At 43.0% G+C, this 24,748-nt stretch carries 25 protein-coding genes; 16 read left to right on the forward strand and 9 right to left on the reverse strand.

The features are described from left to right. The first annotated feature begins 81 nt into the window (after positions 1-81). Positions 82-1,146, forward strand: a complete 1,065-nt coding sequence (locus tag AB8P51_RS13120; protein ID WP_369749304.1) for a DUF6340 family protein — start codon at positions 82-84, stop codon at positions 1,144-1,146. 71 nt (positions 1,147-1,217) lie between these two features. Then, complete coding sequence (locus AB8P51_RS13125) at positions 1,218-1,883, forward strand: uracil-DNA glycosylase (protein ID WP_369749305.1); 666 nt, start codon at positions 1,218-1,220, stop codon at positions 1,881-1,883. Here the strand turns inward: AB8P51_RS13125 and AB8P51_RS13130 are convergent. The 5 genes from AB8P51_RS13130 to AB8P51_RS13150 form a co-directional block, all read right to left on the reverse strand. Continuing rightward, positions 1,870-2,721, reverse strand: coding sequence for a substrate-binding domain-containing protein (locus AB8P51_RS13130; RefSeq protein WP_369749306.1), 852 nt, complete (start codon positions 2,719-2,721; stop codon positions 1,870-1,872). The genes AB8P51_RS13125 and AB8P51_RS13130 overlap by 14 nt on opposite strands. Then, positions 2,718-3,590 carry a nucleoside phosphorylase gene (locus AB8P51_RS13135; RefSeq protein WP_369749307.1) on the reverse strand — a complete coding sequence of 291 codons (873 nt, stop codon included), beginning with the start codon at positions 3,588-3,590 and terminating at the stop codon, positions 2,718-2,720. The genes AB8P51_RS13130 and AB8P51_RS13135 overlap by 4 nt, the downstream gene beginning before the upstream one ends. Positions 3,591-3,597: 7 nt before the next feature. Further along, positions 3,598-4,530, reverse strand: coding sequence for a DUF1835 domain-containing protein (locus tag AB8P51_RS13140; protein WP_369749308.1), 933 nt, complete (start codon positions 4,528-4,530; stop codon positions 3,598-3,600). Positions 4,531-4,663: 133 nt separating this feature from the next. Continuing rightward, positions 4,664-4,993, reverse strand: a complete 330-nt coding sequence (locus AB8P51_RS13145) for a translation initiation factor (protein WP_369749309.1) — start codon at positions 4,991-4,993, stop codon at positions 4,664-4,666. 29 nt (positions 4,994-5,022) lie between these two features. Beyond that, positions 5,023-5,973, reverse strand: a complete 951-nt coding sequence (locus tag AB8P51_RS13150) for an isopenicillin N synthase family dioxygenase (protein WP_369749310.1) — start codon at positions 5,971-5,973, stop codon at positions 5,023-5,025. Between the two features lie 132 nt (positions 5,974-6,105). Here AB8P51_RS13150 and AB8P51_RS13155 point away from each other — a divergent pair, with 132 nt between their 5' ends. The 11 genes from AB8P51_RS13155 to AB8P51_RS13205 all read left to right on the forward strand — a co-directional run bounded on the left by AB8P51_RS13155 (position 6,106) and on the right by AB8P51_RS13205 (position 15,656). Further along, positions 6,106-8,082, forward strand: coding sequence for a thiamine pyrophosphate-dependent enzyme (locus AB8P51_RS13155; protein WP_369749311.1), 1,977 nt, complete (start codon positions 6,106-6,108; stop codon positions 8,080-8,082). A 117-nt stretch (positions 8,083-8,199) separates the two neighbouring features. After that, a complete protein-coding gene (locus tag AB8P51_RS13160; RefSeq protein ID WP_369749312.1) occupies positions 8,200-8,682 on the forward strand; it encodes a lipocalin family protein in 483 nt (160 codons plus the stop codon). 3 nt (positions 8,683-8,685) lie between these two features. Continuing rightward, complete coding sequence (locus AB8P51_RS13165) at positions 8,686-9,378, forward strand: OmpA family protein (RefSeq protein ID WP_369749313.1); 693 nt, start codon at positions 8,686-8,688, stop codon at positions 9,376-9,378. An 80-nt stretch (positions 9,379-9,458) separates the two neighbouring features. Beyond that, a complete protein-coding gene (locus AB8P51_RS13170) occupies positions 9,459-10,574 on the forward strand; it encodes an NAD(P)/FAD-dependent oxidoreductase (protein WP_369749314.1) in 1,116 nt (371 codons plus the stop codon). Beyond that, on the forward strand, positions 10,571-11,278 hold the full coding sequence (locus AB8P51_RS13175; RefSeq protein ID WP_369749315.1) for a methyltransferase domain-containing protein: 708 nt from the start codon (positions 10,571-10,573) through the stop codon (positions 11,276-11,278). The genes AB8P51_RS13170 and AB8P51_RS13175 overlap by 4 nt, the downstream gene beginning before the upstream one ends. A gap of 10 nt (positions 11,279-11,288) precedes the next feature. Further along, entirely contained in the window at positions 11,289-12,344 is a 1,056-nt protein-coding gene (locus AB8P51_RS13180) for a type III polyketide synthase (RefSeq protein WP_369749316.1), read from the forward strand. Between the two features lie 61 nt (positions 12,345-12,405). Continuing rightward, positions 12,406-13,197, forward strand: a complete 792-nt coding sequence (locus tag AB8P51_RS13185; RefSeq protein WP_369749317.1) for an SDR family oxidoreductase — start codon at positions 12,406-12,408, stop codon at positions 13,195-13,197. After that, complete coding sequence (locus tag AB8P51_RS13190) at positions 13,194-13,649, forward strand: 3-hydroxyacyl-ACP dehydratase FabZ family protein (protein ID WP_369749318.1); 456 nt, start codon at positions 13,194-13,196, stop codon at positions 13,647-13,649. Before AB8P51_RS13185 ends, AB8P51_RS13190 begins: the two co-directional genes overlap by 4 nt. Beyond that, on the forward strand, positions 13,642-14,916 hold the full coding sequence (locus AB8P51_RS13195; RefSeq protein ID WP_369749319.1) for a beta-ketoacyl synthase: 1,275 nt from the start codon (positions 13,642-13,644) through the stop codon (positions 14,914-14,916). Before AB8P51_RS13190 ends, AB8P51_RS13195 begins: the two co-directional genes overlap by 8 nt. A 3-nt stretch (positions 14,917-14,919) precedes the next feature. Continuing rightward, complete coding sequence (locus AB8P51_RS13200; protein WP_369749320.1) at positions 14,920-15,168, forward strand: acyl carrier protein; 249 nt, start codon at positions 14,920-14,922, stop codon at positions 15,166-15,168. A 146-nt stretch (positions 15,169-15,314) separates the two neighbouring features. Continuing rightward, entirely contained in the window at positions 15,315-15,656 is a 342-nt protein-coding gene (locus tag AB8P51_RS13205; RefSeq protein WP_369749321.1) for a hypothetical protein, read from the forward strand. On the opposite strand, the gene AB8P51_RS13210 is transcribed toward AB8P51_RS13205, so the two are convergent. The 3 genes from AB8P51_RS13210 to AB8P51_RS13220 form a co-directional block, all read right to left on the reverse strand. Next, entirely contained in the window at positions 15,653-16,615 is a 963-nt protein-coding gene (locus AB8P51_RS13210) for a TerC family protein (protein WP_369749322.1), read from the reverse strand. The genes AB8P51_RS13205 and AB8P51_RS13210 overlap by 4 nt on opposite strands. Before the next feature lie 84 nt (positions 16,616-16,699). Continuing rightward, the gene (locus AB8P51_RS13215) at positions 16,700-17,902 is read right to left on the reverse strand and encodes a multidrug effflux MFS transporter (RefSeq protein WP_369749323.1); all 1,203 of its coding nucleotides are present in this window, start codon (positions 17,900-17,902) and stop codon (positions 16,700-16,702) included. 179 nt (positions 17,903-18,081) lie between these two features. Continuing rightward, positions 18,082-19,053: a DUF6268 family outer membrane beta-barrel protein gene (locus AB8P51_RS13220; RefSeq protein ID WP_369749324.1), complete on the reverse strand. Its 972-nt coding sequence runs from the start codon at positions 19,051-19,053 to the stop codon at positions 18,082-18,084. A gap of 94 nt (positions 19,054-19,147) precedes the next feature. On the opposite strand from AB8P51_RS13220, the gene AB8P51_RS13225 reads away from it, so the two are divergent. The 3 genes from AB8P51_RS13225 to AB8P51_RS13235 all read left to right on the forward strand — a co-directional run bounded on the left by AB8P51_RS13225 (position 19,148) and on the right by AB8P51_RS13235 (position 23,601). Continuing rightward, positions 19,148-19,525: a hypothetical protein gene (locus tag AB8P51_RS13225; RefSeq protein WP_369749325.1), complete on the forward strand. Its 378-nt coding sequence runs from the start codon at positions 19,148-19,150 to the stop codon at positions 19,523-19,525. Between the two features lie 16 nt (positions 19,526-19,541). Then, positions 19,542-21,860, forward strand: coding sequence for an FdhF/YdeP family oxidoreductase (locus AB8P51_RS13230; protein WP_369749326.1), 2,319 nt, complete (start codon positions 19,542-19,544; stop codon positions 21,858-21,860). A 61-nt stretch (positions 21,861-21,921) separates the two neighbouring features. Then, entirely contained in the window at positions 21,922-23,601 is a 1,680-nt protein-coding gene (locus tag AB8P51_RS13235) for a tetratricopeptide repeat protein (RefSeq protein ID WP_369749327.1), read from the forward strand. Here AB8P51_RS13235 and AB8P51_RS13240 read toward each other — a convergent pair. Continuing rightward, positions 23,598-24,677 carry a DUF6090 family protein gene (locus tag AB8P51_RS13240; RefSeq protein WP_369749328.1) on the reverse strand — a complete coding sequence of 360 codons (1,080 nt, stop codon included), beginning with the start codon at positions 24,675-24,677 and terminating at the stop codon, positions 23,598-23,600. The two genes, AB8P51_RS13235 and AB8P51_RS13240, sit on opposite strands and share 4 nt — an antisense overlap. Positions 24,678-24,748: the final 71 nt, after the last annotated feature.

Consider the following 24,748-nt stretch of genomic DNA (forward strand, 5'->3'; position numbering starts at 1 on the left):
AATGTCGAAGGCAATAAATATGGGGATTAAGGTGTTCTTGTATGGAGAATTATTCAAATGAGAGTATCATTCCATAAATCTATGCGTTTCATCATTCCAATTGCGGTGGTATTATTACTCCTATCTGCCTGTAAAACAACTCATGCGGTAACGGTATATAACCTGGAACCTGCTCCTGTGACGCTTGCAAAAGATATCAAACGCATCGGAATTGTCAATGAGGTTGGCAAATCGGATGCAAAAGACCAGGTTTCTTCCCTGGAGGCATTGGTTAAAGCTACAGATCAGAAATTGGCTAATGAAGGGACAGAGGCCGCCATTGAAGGCCTGTTGGCTGAACTTCAGGCTGATAAAAGGTTCGATACCGTTATGATTCTTAAAAGTGCCAATTCAATTTGGGATTCCAAAAGAGGCGAACAGCAGGCGATTCCATGGCCTGAACTTGAAAGACTTTGTCTTGAAAACAAACTTGATGCTGTTTTTTCTCTGGCTTCCTATCAAACAGACACTCGAATTACTGAAAGGAAATCCTCCATGGAAGAATTAGACCTGTTGCGGATGGCTGTAGTGGTCCCGGCACGGGAACTCACCCTGGAGACCCTGATTGAAAATGGATGGCGTATCTATGACCCATTTGAGAAAAAAGTCCTGGATGAAATTAAAGTCAATGAAGAGATTGTTCTACAGGCAAAGGCAGAAAGTGCAGTTAGCGCACTGAGGTCTATGACCAACAGGGCAGACTCCCTGGTTTCCGTAAGTCGTGGGAGTGGAAGTTCCTATGGTATGAGGCTGAAGCCGGTTAATAAGGCAATTGAAAGGCAGGTCTATATAAAAGGTTCCGATCGAATCGAAAAGGCAAAAGAGGCAGTTCTGAACGAAGACTGGTTAGAAGCTGCCCGACTCTGGCAACTGGAACTCAATCATCAAAAACCGGCTATCAGGGCCATGGCATGTCATAATATGGCTGTGCTTTACGAGATAAAAAATGACCTGGAGAAGGCCATTGAATGGGCTGTTTTAGCGCAAACTCACGAAGATAATAAAGCGCATACAGGTTATTTGGAAACACTTAAAGAGTGTGCCAAACAAAAGCGTTTGGCAGAACAACAACTCAAAGCCCTAGCTGTTTTGAGCATTAAAAATTGATTTTCTCCTGTTAACCGCCTTGAGAAAGCGATAACTGTTTGTACTTTTATTCGAAAGTAACTACAGTTCGAATGAAGGTAAAAATCCACAGCAGCTGGGAACCACATTTAGAAACAGAATTTAATAAACCCTATTTTTCAGAGCTGGTCAGTTTTGTCAAATCCGAATATAGCAAATACAACTGCTATCCTCCGGGAAACAGGATTTTCTCCGCATTTGACCATAGTACTTTTGATGCTACCAAAGTCGTAATCATAGGACAAGACCCCTACCACGGAGCAGGGCAGGCAAACGGACTCTGTTTTTCGGTTAAGGATGATGTGCGGCATCCCCCATCCCTGATCAATATTTTAAAAGAAGTAGAAAAAGACAGAGGAATTCCGTATCCCAAAAGCGGAAACCTGGAGCGTTGGGCCGATCAGGGCATACTGCTGCTCAATGCGGTTTTAACCGTAAGGGCAGGGGAGGCAGGTAGCCATCAGAAAAAGGGGTGGGAACAGTTCACCGATGCCGTAATACGAGTTTTATCTGAAAAAAAATCAGGCCTTATATTTTTGTTATGGGGTGGCTATGCTAAAAAGAAAATCCCGCTAATCGACAATCAGAAACACTTTATTCTTACTTCAGGGCATCCTTCACCCCTTAGCGCCAACCGCGGCTTATGGTTTGGTAACGGTCATTTTGGGAAAGTGAATGAAATATTGCAAACTCAGGGCATTTCACCTATAGACTGGTAAGGATACGACCGGGTTCTATCTTATTGGATGTTAGGTTTAAATCAAGTAATGTATTCTGTACATTTTCAATAACTTGCGTACTTATATTTTCCTGAGACCATCTTGTCATACCCAGCCACTTTTGTACGTCTCCCAGTTCCAGTTGATACCTGTTGGCAAGGGTACGGTCAATACTGGGAATTCTCTTAAACTCCTCCGTATAAATATTGATAACATCGAGTATATGACGGATCAGGCCACTGTTCTTATCAATCATTTCCTGATGGGCCGTAATCGCAAAACAAGGCCAGGGAGTAGGGCAGTCGGCAAGTCGGCGAAACACCCCCTGAGTCACCAGGGGTTTCGTGGTAAAATGTTCCCACATAAAATAGTCGGCCTTTCCCTCACTTAATGATTCTATTGCACCTTCCAGGGTGTTTACCACCTCAAAGGATAGCTTTTTAGTATCCCAGCCCTCGTTTTTAGCCAGGACATAGGCCATTAAATGACTGCCGCTACCAAACCGACTAATAGCGGCCCGGGTGTTCTCCAGATCGGATAGCTTTTGATATTTGCTTTCTGCAGCGACATGAATTCCCCACTGCAAGGGAGAATCTACATATCCCTGCACTATCCTGAGGGGATTGCCATCAGAAATACTTTTAACAAGTCCATCAGTCAGCACCACTGCCAGGTCGACTTCCCTTTCCTGCATCATTTTGCACATTCTCCCGCTGCCTTCAGGTACATCGATCCATTCCACCTCAATTCCGCGATTTGAGAAAGCTCCTTCCTCAATGGCCATTAGCCATGGAAGATTAAAGTGTTCCGGAACGCCGGCTATTTTAATATGTTTCAATATTCTATCAGTTTATTCAGTGTCCATCTAATAAGGCGGTCGATCGTTCTCCGGGGTTCTTCGGAAAATGTCAGATTGGCCCGGTTAGCAATGATAGCATTAAAAGAGATTGCCTGATGCCCCATTAATGCCGACAAGCCATAAAGAGCTGAAGTTTCCATTTCGAAATTGGTTATCCTATGTCCGTCAAATGAAAATGAATTCAACTTCTCATGTAGCTCAGGATCTCTGGCCGGAAGTCGCAGGTGTCGACCCTGAGGTCCGTAAAAACCGACATTACTGCCGGTAAATCCAAGGATCATCTCCTGCTTGGAAAAGTGCTTGAGTAACTCCTTATTGCATTTTACAATGTAGGGAGCAGACATATAGGATTCCCAATTACTTTGTGCCAGAAATGCTTTTTCTATTTCAGGATATCGTACAGCTTCAGACTGGTAGTATTGCATTACATTATCGAAGCCTATGGCATACTCACTTAGCAGGAAGGAGTCGACAGGAATTTCTGGCTGTAAGGCTCCGGAGGTACCTATCCTTATTAACTTAAGGGTAGTTTTATCTTTCCTGATTTCCCGTTTTTTTAGATCGATGTTTACCAGGGCATCCAGTTCATTAAGGACAATATCAATATTGTCGGTGCCGATTCCTGTTGATAGTACAGTGATTCGTTTGCCCTTGTACATCCCTGTGTGAGTGATAAATTCTCTCTTTTCTTTTTCTATTTCGATGGAATCGAAATGGGAAGAAACCCGGGCTACCCTTTGAGGATCCCCTACCAAAATGATGGTATCGGCAATGTCCTCAGCTAACAGGTTTAAATGATAGATGCTTCCATCCTCGTTGAGGATGAGTTCTGAGGGGCCTAATTGCATATTGAAATTATAATTTTAGAATACGACCTGATTCGTCGTTAAAGAGGAAGTTGTACTTTAAAGCTCCTCCCAAATAGGATTCACTGTCCCTGATCTGGGAATAAAAGCTGGTTTTTCCTTCGTAGATCGCTTTGCCTTTTTTCGATAGCCTTACCGGATTGAACGAGGTAAACAAAGGTTTTATGTTGGTGATGATCCTTTCGAACTGAGTGTCGCCATAACCGTAAAAACCCTGATTGTTTAGTATCGTATTCATAAAGGCTTTTTTGGTCCTGGGTTTGTGTTCCACGCCAAGAGCCAGGATACGGTTCTCCAGTTCGTTGAGTCCGTTTTTGACAGAAGGAAATCGTTTAAGGTGAACTTTGATGGCATCAGAAAGATAATCAAAATGATAGTGTTCGAAATCAGACATATTTTCCAGCCTGATCGGGTTGTCACTACAGTACAATTGCCAGATATAATCGGCAAATTCTATATCATCCTGTGTAAGATGGATGCGTTTATTGTACAAGGTCTGGAGTTTTTCATCATCCACATCGCACAAGCCGTACATTTTTTTGGTACCATCTTCATCTCCGCTACAGACCAGGGAAATATCAGCATCCCGCCGGTGGGTTTTTAACCAGCTTAGCACAGCGATCATATTGATCTGACAGAACAAATCGTATTCAAACCACAGAATAATTTCATCCTGTTGCTTGTGATTACAAAGTGAACGGTATTCTTTTAGTGTTTTTTCTACAAACCAGGATTTACTTACATTGTAGTTTTTATGAAGATATTCAAATCGTGTTTTCCAAAAGGACTCGCTACCCACATTGGTCTCGGTTCTGCCTTCACATAGCATTTCCCTCCAGGTAATAATTGCGCCTTTGAATGGGAGAGATTTCAGGCGTTGAGTAAAACTATCTCCATTGGTAATATGTAGTTGCGTACTCATACTGAAGAAGTTGTTGATTAGGTTTCGGCTATTAAAAGTAACATTTAATCGATAAAGTTGGTAATAATTAACAAATTACTTAATAACAATATCTCGATAAAAGGTCTTAATAACTTCAAAAATTGGGTATGAATTATCCCCCGACTCGCTTTGTCTTAAATCCGTTTTCTTTGAGAAAGTCCATTATTTTATCCCGATAATCCCCCTGAATAATTATAAGGTCGTTTTTAGTTGTTCCTCCCACGCCTAATAAAGTCTTAAGTTCTTTTGCCATTGCCTTCAGGTCGCTGTCAGAACCCTGATATCCCTCAAGTATGGTTATGGGTTTTCCTTTACGCTTTTCATACTTGCAAAGAATAGGTTCATCCTGCAGCCAGAATTTGGGTTTTTCTTCCGGTACGTTTCCATCTTTTTCCGGTTGATGGTCAGGAAATAAATTGCGCAATTGATCTTGAAGGTCCATCTGCTATCTGTATGCTTCTAAAAGCCTGATTATTTTTTGATTAGCCCCAGGTCGACCAGTCTTTCGTGCAGGAATTCGCCTGCAGTAATATCTTCGTATAATTTGGGATGGTCCTCGTCTATACAATTCTCCAGACAATTCAGCGGCATTTCGCTAATGGGATGCATAAAGAACGGGATGGAGTACCGTGAACTTCCCCATAATTCCCTGGGTGGATTTACTACCTGATGAATTGTGGATTTTAATTTATTATTTGAAAGCCGAGACAACATATCCCCAACGTTGATCATTAATTGATCGGTACGCGCAATGGCATCAATCCATTCTCCCTGATGGTTTTTTACCTGTAGCCCTTTGCCATGTGCCCCCATCAGCAAGGTAATAAGGTTGATATCTCCATGGGCAGCTGCCCTGATTGCATTTTTAGGTTCTTGAGTGATAGGGGGGTAATGGATAGGTCGTAAGATAGAGTTCCCATTTTTTATGTATTCATCAAAATAGTTTTCCTCTAGTTTTAAATGTAAAGCAAGAGCCCGGAGGACATACTGGGCCGTCTTCTCAAGCATTTTGTATGTTTCTTTCCCTACTTTATTAAATTCGGGTAACTCAGTTACTATCACATTAGAAGGGTATTCCTTTAAGAGTTTGGGATCATCTTCAACGTACTGCCCGAAATGCCAGAACTCCTTCAGGTCTCCTTCTTTCCTGCCCTTGGCGTGTTCTTTCCCAAATGAAGTATAGCCACGCTGTCCGCCAATCCCTTCTATTTCGTACCTATCCTTAACCTCCTGAGGTAAGGCAAAAAACTTTTTAATTTCCGAGTAAAGAGATTCTATAAGTGACTCCGAGAGAAAATGCCCGCTTAAGGCGACAAAGCCAATTTCCTCAAATGCTCCGCCCAGATCATTTACAAACTGTTCTTTTTTAACTGGGTCGGATGAAAGGTAATCTCTTAGGTCTACACTGGGAATAGTATTCATAATTCTCATGTTTATCAACTACCCAAAGGTACTAAATTCTGACTCGAAATATGAGCTTCATAAGCAAGAGATCTTCAGATCAATTTTGTTACATTTACGCCAGTTAATTTACTTTTGGTAATATCAGATTCTATGCAGTTCCAGCATCATGGCCTTTCAAACGAAGAACTACTCGATCTCTACAAGGCCATGCTCAAGCCCCGTATGATCGAGGAAAAAATGCTCATCCTGCTTCGGCAGGGAAAGATTTCCAAATGGTTTAGTGGTATTGGCCAGGAAGCTATTGCGGCCGGAGTTACCCTCGCCCTGCAACCCGAAGAATATATTTTACCCATGCATAGAAACCTCGGCGTTTTTACCAACAGAAATGTTCCGTTAAACCGACTGTTTTCTCAGTGGCAGGGAAAGAAAAGTGGTTTTACAAAAGGGAGGGACCGCAGTTTTCACTTTGGTACTCAGGAATTCCGAATTGTTGGGATGATTTCACATCTTGGACCGCAATTAGGTGTGGCTGATGGCATTGCACTTGCAGATCGACTCCAGGGAAACAAAAGAGTCACCGCTGTTTTTACAGGAGAAGGCGCCACAAGCGAAGGGGATTTTCACGAAGCCCTGAATATTGCTGCTGTATGGGATTTGCCGGTAATATTCTGTGTAGAGAATAACGGTTACGGCCTTTCCACACCAACCAGTGAGCAGTTTCGCTGCAAACATATTGCGGATAAAGGAAAGGGCTATGGGATGGAATCATACATCATCGATGGAAACAATATCCTTGAAGTCTACTCCCGTTTAAAGGCATTGACCAAAAGTGTAAGACAAAGGCCCAGGCCCTTACTTCTCGAATTTAAGACTTTCAGAATGCGCGGGCATGAAGAGGCAAGCGGAACCAAATATGTCCCCCAGCACCTGCTCGATGAATGGGCTGCCAGAGATCCTATCGAAAACTATGTAGCCTATCTTAAGGAGGAAAAAGTACTTTCGGAAGAAGTAGAGGTTGAAATAAAAAAGGAATTTATCCACGAAATAGATGATAACCTGCAACTTGCCTTCGCAGAAGAGCCAATCCAGTCTACTGAAAGTATAGAATTAAGTGATGTATATAAAGATTTTGTATATCAGAATGTTAAGGAACAAGATGGTAAATCGAATATACGTTTGGTAGATGCCATCTCGGACGGCCTGAAGCAGTCCATGGAAAAACACGATAATCTGATAATTCTCGGGCAGGATATTGCTGATTACGGGGGTGTTTTTAAGGTGACAGAAGGGTTTACCGAAGCCTTTGGGAAAGATAGGGTGCGTAATACACCAATTTGCGAATCGGCTGTGGTATCAGCAGCTATGGGCTTGTCTATTAATGGGATGAAGACTGTTATGGAGATGCAGTTTGCCGACTTTGTCAGTAGTGGTTTTAATCCCATCGTGAATTACCTGGCGAAGGTTCACTATCGCTGGAATGAACCTGCGGATGTAGTCATCAGAATGCCCTGTGGGGCCGGAGTAGGAGCAGGGCCTTTTCATTCTCAGACCAACGAAGCCTGGTTTACTAAAACGCCCGGACTCAAAGTGGTTTATCCGGCTTTTCCCTATGATGCAAAAGGCCTACTGGCTACGGCTATCAATGATCCTAATCCCGTGCTTTTCTTTGAACACAAGGCCCTTTATCGAAGCATTTACCAGGATGTTCCCGATTCCTATTATACTTTACCTTTCGGAAAAGCCAGCCTTCTCAAAGAAGGAGAGGATATCACAGTAGTGACCTACGGCGCAGGAGTACACTGGATGCTTGAAATTCTTGATAACAATACTCATTTTAAGGTTGACCTTATTGACTTAAGGACCCTTCAGCCCTTAGATTGGGAGACGATATTCTCCTCCGTCAAAAAAACAGGAAAATGCCTGATTGTTCAGGAAGACACTTTGTTTGGAAGTATTGCCAGTGACATTTCTGCCACCCTGATGGAAAAATGTTTCGAATTTCTGGATGCTCCGGTAAAACGAATTGGAAGCATGGAGACGCCCGTTCCTTTCGCCAGAACCCTGGAAGATCTCTACCTCCCAAAGGGTCGAATAGTCGAAGCCCTGAGCGATTTACTCAATTACTAGTCTTCTTTTTGAGGTATTTAATTTATCGAATTACTAATTCTTCATAAAAAGAATCCTGCTTCACAACCAAGAAGTCGTTTTGAGCGTATATACTATCGAAATTTAAATCTTATAAATATGTTTAAAAGAAGTTTAATACTATTTGCTACTGCTATCTTTCTGATTTCCTGTGGTGTTTCTAAAGAAATTCGCGACCAGCGGAACCTTCTCAGTGGAACCTGGAATCTGGATGACGTTCGTTATGAAAACAATGAAGGGATGTTCAAAGCGGTTGTTTTTAATGATGCAGACGCAATATGTTTCGAGGGAAGTAATTGGTTTTTCAGAGACAATAACAGCACGGGGCGATATACAATTAAAGAGGGGAGCCTTTGCCAGGGCGGAGATCGATTTATTCGCTGGTCAGTGATTAAAAATCCTGCAGATTACAACTCCCAATTACAATTTAAATTTATCGATGAGAAACGTAAGGATGTTTCAGGCGGACTTGGGTATCGACTTACCATCGCCGAACTTACCGATACGGAAATGACCCTAAAATCTAATGTTACTGTAGATGCCAAACCGGTTACAGTTGTATATGAATTTTCAAAACAATAAAATATGAGAACCATGATAAAAAAGATTAGTGCATTAATATTAATTCTTAGCCTTGGGCTGGGATGCAATGCCGTTAAGAATGCGAATAATACCCAAAAAGGAGCCGTTATCGGGGCTTCAGGTGGAGCTGTTATTGGCGGGGTAATTGGAAATAATGTCGGTAAAGGCAACACAGTGTTGGGAGCGATCATCGGCGGTGTTGTAGGTGGAGCTGCCGGAGGTTATATAGGCAATCGCATGGACAGGCAGGCAGAACGTATTGAGGAAGAGATTCCCGGAGCTGAAGTGACACGGGTAGGAGAAGGGATCAATGTGACTTTTAATGAAGGAGCCGGAGTATATTTCGATACAAACAAGTCGAATATCAAAGGGACTTCTGTGGAAACACTCAATAAACTGGCAGGGATCTTAAAAGAATACCCCAAAACTGTAATACTTGTTGAAGGACATACCGACAGTGCCGGATCTGAGGAATACAATATGGGCCTTTCTAAGTTAAGGGCTGAATCCGTAACAAATTACCTGATCGGTCAAGGAATTGCTTCCGACAGATTCACCACCAAATGGTATGGTGAACTACAACCGGTAGCAGACAACTCAACAGCCGAGGGTAAATCGAAAAACAGAAGAGTGGAACTCGGTATTGTAGCAAGTGAAGAGCTGAAACAAGAGGCTATGGAAAAAACCAAAGGTTAAACTCAAATCACCTTAATTGTTAAACCCGACTCGATAGTCGGGTTTTTTATTGGTGGTTTCTGTATCTTTCCCTTGTTGCTATGTACGATGTTATCTGTATCGGGGGAGGATTAGCCGGTCTCACGGCTGCCATTCATTTAAAAAAGGAAGGGCATAGGGTGTTGGTTCTCGAAAAGGAAAAGTACCCTCATCATAAGGTTTGCGGGGAATACCTCTCAAAAGAGGTGCTGCCTTATCTATCATTTCTCGGGGTACAACTTCCGACAGATATTGAGATTCATACCCTGAGATTCAGCACCAGAAAAGGACGATCCTTGCAGACAGAACTTCCTCTGGGGGCTATAGGAATTAGTCGGTATGCTCTCGACTTCACCCTTTATCAGCACGCCGTTAAACTCGGGGTGGATTTTCATTTCTGTACGGTGACTGCTGTGAATTTCCGGGAGGATCAATTTACTGTTTACTCAAACACGGCCGGCGATTTTCAGGCAACTTATGTCATTGGTTCTTATGGGAAAAGATCTAATATAGATAAAGGTCTCAATCGGGAGTTTATCAAAAAAAAATCTCCCTGGCTGGGCATAAAAGCTCATTATCACTGGCCTGATTTCCCCGATGAACAGGTGGGATTACACAGTTTCAGTGGTGGTTATGCCGGACTTTCAAAAACAGAGACTGGGGCTGTTAATTTTTGCTACCTGGTTAGCTATAATAGTTTTCAGAAATATCAGGACATCGACCTTTTTAATAAAGAGGTTGTTGCTCAAAATCCTATCCTGGCTGAGTTTTTTCAAAGGTCAACGCCAATTTTTGACAAACCGATGAGCATAGCTCAAATCTCTTTTGAATCAAAACCCTCAGTAGATAACCATCTGTTGATGTGCGGGGATACGGCCGGACTAATTCACCCTTTGTGCGGGAACGGAATGGCTATGGCCATCCATAGTGCCAAGCTCGCCTCAGAACTAATTCATAAGGCATTAATTAAGGGCTCTTCAAAAAGAACACAGCTGGAGAAAGAATACAGCGATGTCTGGAAGAAAACCTTTGGAAATAGAATTCGGATGGGGCGTTTTCTGCAGCGATTGTTGTTGTCTGAAGGTGTTACAAATTTGCTCTTCTCCCTTGTTTCCCGTTCTCCACTTCTAGTGAAACGCATGGTGAGGCTAACCCATGGCAAACCCATCTCGCTATGATTATTTTTAAAGAACGTAGTAGGGAAGTGGAACTCATGGATGATCTCACCCTGGATCAAAGTCAGATTAAAGCTGTGTTAGCTGATATCAACAAGGCCAACAAGCTGCTGGGAGGAAACCGGATCACTTTGAAGGCCATTCAACGCCTAACAAAAAAATTTCCACGTACAAAATACCGGATTGTGGATATGGGATGTGGTGATGGATCTATGCTAAGGGAAGTAGCTGCGTTTTGCGACGGTTTGGGAATTAAGGTTGAATTGACAGGTATCGACCTGAATGAGAAATCCCTGCAAATTGCAAGGCATAAAAGCAAATCCTATAGTAACATTTCTTATTTTAAAGGTGATATACTCGACTTAAATGCGCAAGACCTGCACTGTGATATCCTTTTATGCACCCTTACCCTTCACCATTTCCACGAGAAAGAAATAGAAATATTTATCACCAAGTTTACTGAATTGGCGCGAATTGGAGTTATTGTCAATGATCTGGAACGAAACAAAATCGCATACCTATTATTCAAAATATTTGCTGCAGTATTTATGAAAACCGAAATTGCCAAAAAGGACGGACTCACTTCTATTCGAAGTGGGTTCTTAAAAAAAGAGCTGATTGCTTATTCTGAATTATTGCCCAATATGACACATCATATTAGCAGCCGGTGGGCCTTTCGTTACGAATGGTCCTTCTGGCACACCTAAAGTATAGAAAATGAAAGATGTTAAAATAGTAACTGTAACCAAGGAATTGCCGCCGTATCGCAGGGCCACAAAAGAAATATTGCCTTTTGTAGAACTCTGGCTATCTGGCCAGGAAGACCGGTTCAGAAGAAAGGTAATAAAGATTTTTGAGGCTGCAGGGGTTGATTATCGCTATGGGATCATGAATGTTGAAGAAGTATTTACCGCCACTTCTTTTGAACAGAAAAATAAAATTTACAGTCGCGAAGCAAAAAAGCTGGGCGTAGCTGTCCTTGATAAGGCCCTGAAGAAAAGTGGCTGGGACCCGGAAAGTCTGGATTATATCATTACCGTGAGTTGCACAGGAATTATGATCCCATCCCTGGATGCCTATATCATTAATGCTCTTGGCCTTAAGACTGATGTTATGCGATTGCCGGTAACAGAAATGGGATGTGCTGCAGGTGTTTCGGGCATGATCTATGCTGCCAATTTCCTCAAGGCTGCACCGGGGAAAAGAGCAGCTGTGGTGGCAGTTGAGAGTCCGACCGCCACCTTCCAGCTCAACGACTTTAGTATGGCTAATATGGTGAGTGCTGCTATTTTCGGGGATGGAGCCGCCTGTGTCCTGCTTTCTTCCGAGGAGGAGGCTCGCGGTCCGCAAGTGGTAGGTGAGGAAATGTACCACTTTAAAGATACAACCCATCTTATGGGATTTGATGTAGTGAATACCGGATTAAAAATGATACTTGATCCCGATGTACCTACGACTATCTCCGATCACTTTCCTGAGATCATACATCCCTTCCTGAAAAAACACAATAGTAACATTGAAAAGGTCGATCATCTTATTTTTCACCCAGGGGGCCGAAAAATTGTAGAAACTGTTGAATCGCTTTTTGGAAAACTTGGAAAAAATATAGATGATACGCGTGAGACCCTTAAACTGTATGGAAATATGAGTAGTGCAACAGTCCTCTATGTCCTGGAACGATTTATGGAAAAAGATATTCCTGCGGGAGAACAGGGGTTAATCCTGAGTTTTGGCCCTGGTTTTTCTGCCCAGAGGGTGTTACTGGAATGGTAGCATCATGCGATCAGAACAATTTGATGTATTTTTAATATAAATCCCTATCAAATCGAGTACTATGAGTGATTCTTCCGGAAATAAATGGGCCATTATCCTTGGTGGAAGCAGGGGGCTCGGACTTGCTACGGCAATAAAACTGGCAAAGCACGGCTATGCTATTTGTATAGTTCACCGTGACCGGAGAAGCGAAATGGAAGCCATTGAAGAACAGTTTTCGGAAATTAAAAAAGATGCGGTCGACTTCTGTGTATTTAATGCAGATGCAGTTAATAAGGAAAAACGGGCTGAGATTATCTCCCAATTGCGAAATTCCTTCCGTAAAAATGACACCGTCAAATTGTTAATTCACAGCATCGCCAAAGGGAGTTTAAAACCTATGGGGGCAGCCAGGGGCGAGTCGCTCAGCACAGAGGATTTTGAAATTACCTTCCGGGCGATGGCCCTGAGTTTATACGATTGGGTTCAAAGCCTGATTTCGGCAGAACTCACCGATCCCGACATGCGTATTATCTCCTTTACCAGTGAAGGGAATACAAGGGCCATGCCGTGCTATGCCGCAGTATCTGTTGCCAAGGTGGCCCTGGAAGCAATAACGAGGAGTATGGCGGTAGAATTTGCTCCTTTAGGAATTAAGGCGAATTGTATTCAGGCGGGCGTAACTGAAACCAGTTCTTTTGCCATGATTCCTAATAGCGATAAGATCAGAGATAATGCTATAAAACGCAATCCTTCAGGCCGAATCACCAGTCCGGAGGATGTGGCAAATACGGTTTTTATGCTTTCGCTGGATGAGGCAAAATGGATCACTGGCAGTATAATAAAAGCTGATGGAGGAGAAAGTTTAAGATGATTACAACGAAAGAAATTCTAGCTCTGCTTCCGTATTCCGACCCCTTTTTATTTGTGGATGAGATAAAGGAAGTCAATGAGCAGGGTTGTGAAGGAGTTTACCGTTTTCGGGAAAACCTTCCTTTTTACAGGGGACATTTTAAAGAGCAGCCTGTTACTCCGGGAGTCATTCTCACCGAGTGCTGTGCGCAGATAGGCCTTGTTTGCCTGGGAATCTTCCTTCTTTTAAGTGAAGAACAGACGTTTTCCGGTAAATTACAGATAGCGATGAGCAGTGTCGAAATGGAATTTCTAAATGCGACCTATCCCAATGAAGAAGTAAGGGTAGTATCTGAAAAAGTGTATTTCAGGTTCTCTAAATTAAAGTGCAAAGTAAAGATGTACAATTCCAATAACGAAATTGTTTGTAAAGGAACCATTGCCGGTATGATAAAACCAGGACAGCATGCGTAAGCGGGTAGTCATTACAGGAATGGGGGTTTGTGCGCCTAATGGAATCGACCTGCAAGCCTTTGCCGGTGCCTTAGAGTCGGGAAGGAGTGGAATTCAGTTTTATCCGGAACTGGAAAAACTAAATTTTAGATGTCAAGTTGCTGGAAAGCCTACTATTAAAGAAGACTATATAAATAAATACTTTACCTCTCTTGAACAACGCGGACTAATGGCAAGTGGCTTGATTTACGGAGTGATATCCGGGGTAGATGCCTGGAGGGATGCCGGACTGAAGCCTACAAAGGATGAGACAACCGATTGGGAAAGTGGGATTATTTTTGGAACCGGAATTCTCGGAATAGATAAATTGCGGGAGGCGATACACCTTGTTGATGAGGGGAAAGTCAAAAGGCTGGGGAGTACCACGGTAACCCAAACCATGGCCAGCGGAATAAGTGCATATTTAGGGGGAATTATCGGAGCAGGAAACCAGGTGACTACAAATTCATCAGCCTGTACGACTGGAACAGAAGGATTAATCATGGCCTATGAACGCATTTCTTCGGGAAAGGCAACACGAATGCTGGCAGGAAGTTGTAGCGATAGTGGCCCATACGTATGGGGAGGATTTGATGCTATGCGTATCCTCCCAAGGAATTTCAATGACAGACCCGAACAGGCTAGTCGACCCATGAGTGCTTCCGCATCCGGATTTGTGCCGGGTAGTGGGGCAGGAGCATTAGTCCTTGAATCCCTGGATAGTGCGATCTCAAGAAATGCAAAAATCTACGCAGAAGTACTGGGAGGCGCAGTCAATTGCGGAGGACAGCGCAGCGGAGGGAGCATGACAGCACCAAATAAAACAGCAGTACAGAAGTGTATCAGGGAAGCGCTTGTGGATAGTGAAATTGATGCTGAAGAGATTGACAGTATCAATGGTCATCTTACTGCAACAGCAAAAGATCCTGTTGAGATTGAAAACTGGGCTAAAGCCCTAGGAAGGGGCAAGGAAGATTTTCCTTTGATCAATTCCTTTAAGAGCATGGTAGGCCATTGTCTTGCTGCAGCAGGTTCTATTGAATCGGTTGGGGCGGTGCTACAGCTCAGCAACGGACTTGTTTACGGGAATGTAAATTGTGAAGATCCTCATCCTGAGATCCTCAAATGGATACACCCTTCCAGAATTCCGCAAGCCAGTGTGCGAAAAGCTCCGAAAATTGTCGCTAAAGCGAGTTTTGGCTTTGGGGATGTAAATGCATGTGTTATTTTTAAACAATATAATTCCTGATCCATGTCAAAAGAAGATCGATATCAAACGCTAATAGGTATCATCAAACCGTATTTACCAGATGATATTTCAGCGGATTCCATCAACAGGGATAGTCATCTTATCAATGAGTTGAATATTAATTCGGCTAATCTGGTAGATATCGTCCTCGATGTGGAAGATGCCTTCGACATTACCCTGGAGAATGAAGAAATGGATGATATGCAGACGGTTGAGGACGCCCTGAATATTATCGAATCAAAAGTAAATTGAAGAACGACTTTACTTCTTTTCAAATAAATACAGATACTTCGCATCTTATTTAACAGAAAAATCACACAGACTTAATTAAGGGAAAGGACAAAATTTCGTAATTTAAGGGTGGAATTGACTTCTGCGAATAGGTTAAATGTTTCACCATGAATACCCTGGATCCACAGAACAAGTCGAAAAGCAAGCAACCCACTACTCAGCCCTTCCATTTCCTGGAGCGGCAGCAGACATACCTTGTGAATCTTTCCAGGCAATTAAACTCCTACCATTGTGTACCCAAGACGGTTCAACTTCACGAACAAATGGACCGTTTAAAACGGAGTTTGAATACGCTTATGAGTGAAAATAAAGACCTGATCTTAGCCATAAGAAAATCGGGGAAGAGTGAATTACATTACTTTGATGAATGTGAAGCACAATTCTCAAAGATGATGCAGCTAGAACGGGATGTCCTTGCTTATATTGGAAAAGCAAAAATTCAGGGTTAATCCGGTAGAGGTGTTTCCGTTTTTTCTTTTTCAGGTATTAACAGGGAAGTAATGATCCCTGATGCCAGAGATACTGTAATTAGGGTCAGGGAAACCCATTCTGGAACATGGATAAATTCTGCAGTAAGCATTTTCAGTCCCACAAATCCCAGTATCACCACCAGGCTGTAATTGATAAACCTGAATTTTGCAAGCATCCTTGAAATAAGAAAATACATCGATCTCAGGCCTAGTATTGCCATAATATTAGAACTGAATACTATAAATGGATCTGCCGTGATGGCCAGTATGGCCGGGATGCTGTCCAGGGCAAAAAGGATGTCTGTTAACTCGATTACAATTAAAGCAACAAAAAGTGGAGTCGCTGCTTTTATTCCCATTCTCCTGAGAAAAAAATGCCTCCCGTTCATATGTTTTGTAAGCGGATAGATCTTTCTGAGGTATTTAAATACAAGAGAGCGTTTAGGATCGAACTTAATGGAATCTGATTTCAGCATCTTAAATGCCGTATAAAGGAGAAACACTCCGAATACATAGATCGCCCATTCAAACCTGGTGATCAGAGCTACCCCGAAAACAATCATAAGGGCGCGAAAAACAATCGCTCCAAGAATCCCCCAGAATAAGACCCTGTGCTGGTATTTCGGAGGTATGGCAAAGGCCGAGAAGATTACTGCGATAACAAATACGTTATCAATACTGAGTGAAAGTTCAATAAGATAGCCCGTAATATAATTTAATACGGCTGTATCGGGAGTCATCCCGGTAGGGTTTTCTACAAGTCCTTTGGAAAAAAGCCAGTAGATCACCGCACTAAAACTAAAGGCAACAGTTACCCAGAGAGCTGTCCAGAGACTGGCTTCCTTACTTTTTATAACATGATCCCTCTTATTGAATAAGCCCAGATCAAGAGCCAGAAAAACGATAATAAGGGAGATAAAAGAAACCCAGATCAGCATGGGATGAAAAAATTAAAGTTAAATATACACATCCTGTTGTACAATCTCATCAAATGGATTATTCGATTTTCCATATTCCCATTCTTATTGAGTAAACCTTCTGGATAAATAGAAATACGCCAGCAAAAAATAAGCTATAATCCCGCAAGTTAAAAACCCGAGAAAGATGGGAAAAATAGAATCGCGGACAAAACTACCAATAAAGGCACTGATAGGAACAGCCATCAATGTAGCTAGACAACCAGTGATTGCCGAGCCTATCCCTGCGATATGACCAACGGGTTCCATAGCCAGCGCCCGCAGGTTGCCGAAGACAAAACCTACAGCGAAGAATTGCATCCCAAAGAAACCAAGGGCTACCCAATAGGGAGGATTTACCTGCCCGTAAAACAAGATCACATATACCAGTGGAACCAGGATATAAAAAGCCAGGGCAACAGTGACAAGACGAAGCATCCCAAACCGCAGCACCAGGGTCCCGTTGAGCAAGGTGGCAGTACCAATGGTTATGGCCAGGCAGGCGAAGATATATGGAAAAGATTCCTTCATCAGATACTGGTCTTCAAAAACCTGCTGTGCTGTGCTGAGATAAACCAAAAAAGAACCGGTTATAAACCCCCAGATAAAGGTAAAGACCATAGTTTGCTTATAATTCAAAAGTTCTTTGTAGCCGTTGACAAATACATTGAGCCTGAAGGAGTTTCGTTTTTCAGGCACCAGGGTTTCGGGTTGTCTTTTCCAGAACCAAATGGCCACCAGGATTGCAAAAACGACTTGAAAATGAAAGATAGCTTCCCACCCCATAGCGTCGAGAATCCATTTCCCCAGGGTAGGCGCTACAATAGGAACAAGGATAAATACAACCACAACAAATGACAGTATTCTGGCCATCTGATCCCCACTGTACCGATCCCTGATCATAGCCACACTGATGGTTCTGGGTGCTGAAAGGGCTATACCCTGTAAAATCCTCCCGGCAATCATTGTTTCAAATTGAGGGGCGTACACACAGAGCAAGCTGGCCCCGATGAACAAGGCAAATCCAACGTATACCACAGGCTTCCTTCCAACACTGTCGGAAATTGGACCAAACAATAGGGGTCCAACCCCAAGGCCCAGGAAGAAAAGGGTAATCAGGAGTTGATTTTCAGCAAGACTGGTCGTCCCTACATCCTTTCCGATCAGATCGAGGGCAGGAAGAAGGGCATCGAGAGCAAGGGCAGCTATCGACATCAGTGCTGCCATAAGTCCAACAAATTCGAGTTGAGAACGCCGCTGAATTTTCATCCGGCAAAAGTAGGGTATTCTGTAGGATTAACCCTAGAAGACTTTGAAGACGTATCCCAAAAGCCAGTATAAAATTAGAAATACGAATACAGTTCCAATGCAGCCACAACGACCTCCACCTATTTTTTTAGCTCCGTATCCCGCAATAATTGCCCTGATCAGATTTTTCATTTGTACACTTATGGTTTTGGATTATTTTTTATCAGATTAAAACGATATACCATTTCTAATTTAAACTGAAAGCTGTCATTGAGATCCCGATTCAGGATTTCCCGGTCGTTACCAAAAAAGATTCCTACGAGTGACAGATCGATTTTATCCTCATTGTCATACACCTTGAAATTACGAAAAAATGAATACCCGAACTTCCCGCGGACTAAAAGGGAAGGGGTTATTTTATATTGTCCGTAGAGATAGAGTTCATTAGAAGCCCTGGTGACATAATGGTTATTAAATCCGGCTGTTTGTATAGAAAACGAAGATCCCAAACCATCAAAACGAAGCCCTGCAGATACCGTATTACTTAGGCTGTAATTGAGATCTACCCTCACCGGCAAAAAGACATCGGCCTCAAACATATTATTGTCACTCTTGTAGTAAACCCCCAGTATAGGTACCAGCAACAAGCCAAATTCTTCTGTGTTCCCGTAAATCCCGTACAGGTATTTCAGGCGATCTGTCTTTGTCCTTGTAAACAGAACCACAGCCCCGATCTGTTTCCCCCTTCTGAAGCCACTACTAAAATCGGAAGCCACTTTTGGCATTACCAAGAAGGTTCCCGACCAGCGTTCATTGAAAGTGGTATTCCACCCAAGCCTCAGGATAGTAGCGTATAAATCTGTTTCCGGATTGGGAGACGGACTTAAATTTACATTTATGGTATTGGCGCTCAGTCCAAAAATCAAGGCATTCTCTTCATTAATGACCAGGGGAAGATCCAGGTTTAAGTTCCATTCCTGGATCGCTGCTTCAATGTTAGTGTTTTCCAGCGTTCGTTCAAAGGAGGAGGTATAGGAAAAAGAGGCCAGATCAATATGATCCTGCGCAAGAAGGAGATTGATACTGCACAGGTAGATACAGCTAAAAACTGCAAATCGGGGAAGGAGCAATGATCTCATTGCCCCGAAAGATACTTCTTTTAGGAAAGTCATCGCCAAATATTGAAAAAATCCTGTGTTCAAATACATCGAAAATCAAATGAAATAATGAATTAGTTGTAACTTTAGGAAAGAAAGAAATATTGTTATGAAGATCAGAATAAAGGGCAATTCAGTTCGATTCCGCCTCACCAGATCGGAGGTAGAAGAATTGTGTTCAGAGGGTTATATTAAGGAGACCACACATTTCCCGGGAAGTACTTTTAACTATGCTGTAAAAAAAAGCAATAGAGAAGAAATCCATGCCTCTTTTGAAGAAGGAATAATAACCCTGCACGTAGATGCTGATCAACTAAAGGGGTGGGCTAGCAATGAACAGGTGGGATTTGAAGCCCTGCAACAAATCGATCCGGAAACCAGTTTACACCTCTTGCTTGAGAAAGACTTTGTATGTCTCGATGAGCGACTGGAAGACCAAAGTGATAATTATCCAAATCCTAAAATGGATATCGAAAATCAGCTTTAATAATTATCAATCGAGCATGAAAGAAGAACCTATCACCTTTACCCGAAATGTCTCCCATAGGGGTCCTGATGATTTTTCAAATCTCAAAATCAAGGAACCTATGCGGATTGCAGCAGGTACAGAAGGTATTTATCATGCATTAAAGCATAGCTTTAAAGAAATGGGCGTAACCCGTTCTATTCCTGCTCTTTTTAAAATGAATCAAAAAGATGGATTCGACTGTCCATCCTGTGCCTGGCCCGATCCTGAACACCCTTCCCCAATTGCCGAATACTGTGAAAACGGAGCAAAGGCACTGGCAGATGAGGCCACTACCTCCCATATCGGGAAGGAATTTTTTGCAAAGTATTCTGTAGAAGAACTATCGCGTTTGTCTGATTATCAGATCAATGCTTTTGGCCGACTCACCGAACCCCTCATCCTCAAAGCAAATAGTCTTCACTACGAACCCATTAGCTGGGAAGAATCGTATCAACTTATAGCGAAGCATCTTCACAACATGAATAATCCCGATGAGGCCATTTTTTACACCTCAGGACGATCGAGTAATGAGGCCGCTTTTCTATACGGCATGTTCGCAAGAGCATTGGGCACCAACAACCTGCCCGATTGTTCCAACATGTGCCACGAATCGAGCGGAGTAGCCCTCTCTGAAACCCTGGGAATAGGGAAAGGCTCTGTAAAACTGGAAGATTTTTATGAGGCCGAAGTAATTCTGATTGCAGGGCAAAATCCCGGCACCAACCACCCAAGGATGCTCAATGCCCTGGAAAAATGTAAGAAAAACGGTGGCAGGATCGTCAGTATCAATCCTTTGTTAGAAAGTGGCCTGGTCAATTTTAAAAATCCCCAATCTGTAAAGGGAATGCTTGGTGGGGGCACTCAACTGGCCGACATCCACCTTCCGGTAAAAATTAACCAGGATATCGCCCTTATAAAGGTTATCCTTGTAAAACTCAAGGAACTCGACAGGGAAAAAGGGGATGTGTTTGACCACAGTTTTATAAGGGAATTTACAGAGGGATACGATGCATTGATGGCCGATCTGGAACAATACGAGCTTAGTCAACTTATTGAAATGACCGGAGTAGGGGAGCCGGCCATCGACCAGGTGGTGGATTACCTGGCAAATGCAGAAAAAATTATCATTTGCTGGGCCATGGGCCTCACACAGCATAAAAACTCCGTGGCCACCATAAAAGAATACGTCAACCTTCTTCTCCTAAAAGGCGCTATTGGCAAACCCAACAGTGGAACCTGCCCGGTAAGGGGTCATAGCAATGTGCAGGGCGACCGTTCTGTGGGGATTATGCATTACATAAACCCGGCACTTAATCAGCGGATAGAAAAACACCTTGGGTTTAAGGCTCCCGAGCATGAAGGAGTGGATGTGGTAGGTGCCATGAAAGCTATGCATGAAGGAAAGGCAAAGGTATTTATGTGCCTGGGCGGGAATTTCCTGATGGCTGCTTCAGACACGGATTATACAGCCAAAGCGATTCAGAAATGTGATTTGACCGTGCAGGTGAGTACTAAATTAAACCGCACCCACCTGGTGACGGGGAAAACAGCCGTTATTTTGCCTACGCTGGGCAGATCTGAAAAAGACATCCAACATGGAAAAGAACGAGAAGTAACCACCGAAAACAGTATGGGGCGGGTGAGGGCCTCCAAAGGCGTCCTAAAACCGGCATCAGAAGACCTCAAGAGTGAGATTGAGATTGTAAGCGGTATTGCCCATGCCTATTTTAAAGGAGATCACGCGGTTAACTGGAAGGAGATGGGGGAGGACTACGACCTGATACGGGAAAAGATCGACCTGGTAGCTAAGGGATTTAATAAGACCGCTGAACGAGCCAAAGGAGTGGGGTATTACCTCCCGAACAATGCACGGGAGAGGGATTTCAAAAAATTACCCAACGGCAGGGCAAAGATCACCCTGAACCCCTTGCCAGACCACCAATTGGCAAAAGATGAGTTTATACTGATGACCATAAGGTCTCATGACCAGTTTAACACCACAATCTACGGGATGGATGACAGGTACAGGGGTATTTACAACGAACGAAGGGTACTCTTTATGAACATAAAGGACATGAAGGCTTTGCATTTAAACAAAGAAGATATCGTTAACCTAAATAGCACTTACGACGGTATCAAAAGAGAAGCATATAACTTTAAGGTCGTACCCTACGACATCCCACAGGGCAACCTGGCAGCTTATTTTCCCGAAACCAACCCCTTGGTACCTTTTAACCATTTTGCAGATCATAGCAGGACCCCCATCAGTAAATCGGTAAGGGTGCGGATTTCAAGAGCAGAAGGGCAGGCCTGAAAGTGTAACATTCGGGTTGGTACGTAGTCTTATTAATATCATTCAACTCAAAACGATCGTTATGACCTTCTTCCAATCCCTTGTAAAAAATTCGCTTACCATAGTAATGATGTTCTTTTTAAGCTGGGCCCTGTACGCCCAGGACAGCTTTAGTGCGGAGCAGTACCGGGAAGACCTACGATACTTACAGGATAAAGTTCACACCGATTTCCCTTTCCTCTTTAAAAAAACCACGGCAGCGGAATTTGATGCCGAAGTAGAGGAATTCTATACTGCTATTCCGGAAATGGAACCACATGAAGTGTTGGTAGGCTTTACCAAATTAGTTGCCGGATTTGAATACGGGCATACCATTTTTGGATGGTGGGATGGGATAATTCCTTTTCATCAGATCCCTGTATTTCTATATCAGTTTGATGACGGCATCTACCTGCACGGGGTTCACAAGGACTATCCGGACGCCTTGGGAGCCAAACTCCTGGCCATCGGAAATACACCCATTGAAGAGGCCCTGAAAAAAATGAGACCGGTAATCTCAGCTGAAAATGAACAGTTTGTAAAGGCATACGGCCTTCACTTTCTCACCTTCCCAGAATTTTTGCACGCCCAAGGGGTAATAGAAAACCTTAATGGGGAACTCGAATTAACCCTGGAGAAAGATGGTAAAACCTTTAAGAAAAGTATTAAAGCCCTGCCAAACCAGCGGTTTCCCTCCCGGTATGGAATGGTAGAACCGGGGACCGACTGGCTGGATGCGCGCGACCTGAGTGAAACACCCCTCTATTTAAAAAAGCTCGAGAAAATCTATTTTTACGAATACCTCCCTGAACACAAAACGGTTTATATACGCCATAGCCAGATCCAGGACGATTCTATCCAGCCCATCCCGGAATTCTATAAAGAGGTTTTTAATTTTATCGAGGAGAATGATGTAGACAAGTTGATCCTTGACGTCCGCCTGAATGGGGGAGGAAACAATTATAAAAATAAACCCATAGTCACAGGAGTTATTGCCAATAAGAAGATCAACCAAAGCGGAAAATTCTTTGTGATCATTGGGAGACGTACGTTTTCGGCCTGCCAAAACCTGGTGAACGAGCTGCATACCTATACCAATGCTATTTTTGTTGGGGAGCCCACCTCTGAGAATATCAATTTCTATGGGGATAATCACGCCGTAGTTCTTCCAAATACCAAGATGAAGGCCTTGCTGTCCTTTGCCTGGTGGCAAGACAAGCCCCAGTGGGAAAACAAGCCTGCTTTGTATCCACAATTAGCAACCGGACTCACCTTTGAGCAGTATATCACTAATCAGGATCCCGCATTAAAAACGGCCCTGGAATATTCCGACACGGGTTTTATTTCAGACCCCATGAGGTATTTCACAGAATTGTTTACCAGTGGACAGGCCGATAAAATCCAGCCCGAGGCAGAACGTATGCTGGAGGATCCGCATTACGCTTTCTTCGAGTTTGAAGAGGAATTCAATAAGGCAGGGTATAATTTGTTGGGACAACAGTCTTACGAAGAGGCTATTTATGTTTTTCAGATTAATACCTCCCTTTTTCCAGAATCGGCCAATGCCTGGGACAGCCTGGCAGAGGCCTATTGGAAAGCAGGCAATACTTCTAAGGCTAAAGAACTCTATAATAAGGCCATCGAACTGGATCCAGAGGGAGACATCGGAAAACACGCCAGGGAAATGCTCCTTGAAATAGAAAAAGGTGCCTCCAGGGACTAATCGAGCTTTGTAAATTCATAGGTAAATTCGCTTAGATTGAGTACAATATGGTAATTACCTTCTTCTTCTATGACGATGTTATTTCCATCGGGAACTGCCGGGCCTGAGAGATAAATATCCCGTCCAAAATCCAATCCCCAATTGCGAAGCCAGCTGTCATTACACCTGAATTTTACCGTCCCTTCTTTTAAATAGAGTTCGGCCTCCCATATTCCTTCTTCTGCATCAGTACGCAGCATAGGGGTAGATTTTCCCCCAACATCATCGTAACCGTCTAGTGACGTCCCAATAATGCCTACATTTTCATAGATCACCCTTACATCAGGGTTATAGGCCTTTATAAGGTTGAGGACGGATGTACCGTGATTGAATTTGGCCTGTGCTCCTCTTCTGTAGGCGATTTTCTGACTTCTATACGTCTTGAGGGTAGCCTGATATTTCTCCGTCTTTAGGTCCATTTGCAAACGTTTTAACCTTGCCGGACTGTAATAAAGTGAGTCATCTATGTTCCATCCTTCGTTTAAATCTTCACGATTGAGCTCAGGATATGCCAGATGCTCAGATATTAGGAAGTCGGTTAAAATATCCCTGTTGATTTCAAATGGATTTGCTTCCGCGGTGCGGATCAGATTTAAATAGCCGGTGATCTGTTTTATCAATTCATTCCGGGATGCGTTGTCGTAATCGGAGCGCAGGTCATTGGCATAGAAATGAGCATCAGACTGGTACGATTTAAAATTATCAAAAGCGCCATTATACAGAGCGTATGGCATGTACTGCATTGGAATTGAATCAGGATGGTTGAGAATTTGATCCATCAGGCCAATTTGAAAGGTCATATACTCGAGCTGGTTATTGAATTTATCCACATCATAGATGATGGCATTGTACAATTGCTCTAAAATGACATTAAATTCGTTCTCTTCCTTCCGTTGTTCATTCCAGTTCTGGAGCTGGAGGGCCATAAAAATACCAATCATAATCAGGGCTACTTCCCCGAAGGCATAGCGGAAATACCTTTTGAATTGGTTGTCTTCGGCAAGTCGTTTGCGTATTCTCCTGAAAAAGTTAAGCATAACAACAGGGGTTTTGGTTGGTTCCCTTAAAGCTAGGATATTTTTGGTGATTTATCACAATACATGACTCC

Source organism: Muriicola sp. SD30 (genome assembly GCF_041205185.1).
Taxonomy (GTDB): Bacteria; Bacteroidota; Bacteroidia; order Flavobacteriales; family Flavobacteriaceae; genus Muriicola.

Coding starts and splice junctions, on each gene's coding strand:
- AB8P51_RS13195 (WP_369749319.1), top strand. CDS start 13,642: ATGCGTAAGCGGGTAGTCATTACAGGAATGGGGGTTTGTGCGCCTAAT.
- AB8P51_RS13155 (WP_369749311.1), top strand. CDS start 6,106: ATGCAGTTCCAGCATCATGGCCTTTCAAACGAAGAACTACTCGATCTC.
- AB8P51_RS13190 (WP_369749318.1), top strand. CDS start 13,194: ATGATTACAACGAAAGAAATTCTAGCTCTGCTTCCGTATTCCGACCCC.
- AB8P51_RS13210 (WP_369749322.1), bottom strand. CDS start 16,615: ATGCTGATCTGGGTTTCTTTTATCTCCCTTATTATCGTTTTTCTGGCT.
- AB8P51_RS13200 (WP_369749320.1), top strand. CDS start 14,920: ATGTCAAAAGAAGATCGATATCAAACGCTAATAGGTATCATCAAACCG.
- AB8P51_RS13175 (WP_369749315.1), top strand. CDS start 10,571: ATGATTATTTTTAAAGAACGTAGTAGGGAAGTGGAACTCATGGATGAT.
- AB8P51_RS13165 (WP_369749313.1), top strand. CDS start 8,686: ATGAGAACCATGATAAAAAAGATTAGTGCATTAATATTAATTCTTAGC.
- AB8P51_RS13125 (WP_369749305.1), top strand. CDS start 1,218: ATGAAGGTAAAAATCCACAGCAGCTGGGAACCACATTTAGAAACAGAA.
- AB8P51_RS13240 (WP_369749328.1), bottom strand. CDS start 24,677: ATGCTTAACTTTTTCAGGAGAATACGCAAACGACTTGCCGAAGACAAC.
- AB8P51_RS13160 (WP_369749312.1), top strand. CDS start 8,200: ATGTTTAAAAGAAGTTTAATACTATTTGCTACTGCTATCTTTCTGATT.
- AB8P51_RS13220 (WP_369749324.1), bottom strand. CDS start 19,053: ATGACTTTCCTAAAAGAAGTATCTTTCGGGGCAATGAGATCATTGCTC.
- AB8P51_RS13180 (WP_369749316.1), top strand. CDS start 11,289: ATGAAAGATGTTAAAATAGTAACTGTAACCAAGGAATTGCCGCCGTAT.
- AB8P51_RS13225 (WP_369749325.1), top strand. CDS start 19,148: ATGAAGATCAGAATAAAGGGCAATTCAGTTCGATTCCGCCTCACCAGA.
- AB8P51_RS13185 (WP_369749317.1), top strand. CDS start 12,406: ATGAGTGATTCTTCCGGAAATAAATGGGCCATTATCCTTGGTGGAAGC.
- AB8P51_RS13135 (WP_369749307.1), bottom strand. CDS start 3,590: ATGCAATTAGGCCCCTCAGAACTCATCCTCAACGAGGATGGAAGCATC.
- AB8P51_RS13145 (WP_369749309.1), bottom strand. CDS start 4,993: ATGGACCTTCAAGATCAATTGCGCAATTTATTTCCTGACCATCAACCG.
- AB8P51_RS13235 (WP_369749327.1), top strand. CDS start 21,922: ATGACCTTCTTCCAATCCCTTGTAAAAAATTCGCTTACCATAGTAATG.
- AB8P51_RS13170 (WP_369749314.1), top strand. CDS start 9,459: ATGTACGATGTTATCTGTATCGGGGGAGGATTAGCCGGTCTCACGGCT.
- AB8P51_RS13150 (WP_369749310.1), bottom strand. CDS start 5,973: ATGAATACTATTCCCAGTGTAGACCTAAGAGATTACCTTTCATCCGAC.
- AB8P51_RS13120 (WP_369749304.1), top strand. CDS start 82: ATGCGTTTCATCATTCCAATTGCGGTGGTATTATTACTCCTATCTGCC.
- AB8P51_RS13230 (WP_369749326.1), top strand. CDS start 19,542: ATGAAAGAAGAACCTATCACCTTTACCCGAAATGTCTCCCATAGGGGT.
- AB8P51_RS13140 (WP_369749308.1), bottom strand. CDS start 4,530: ATGAGTACGCAACTACATATTACCAATGGAGATAGTTTTACTCAACGC.
- AB8P51_RS13205 (WP_369749321.1), top strand. CDS start 15,315: ATGAATACCCTGGATCCACAGAACAAGTCGAAAAGCAAGCAACCCACT.
- AB8P51_RS13215 (WP_369749323.1), bottom strand. CDS start 17,902: ATGAAAATTCAGCGGCGTTCTCAACTCGAATTTGTTGGACTTATGGCA.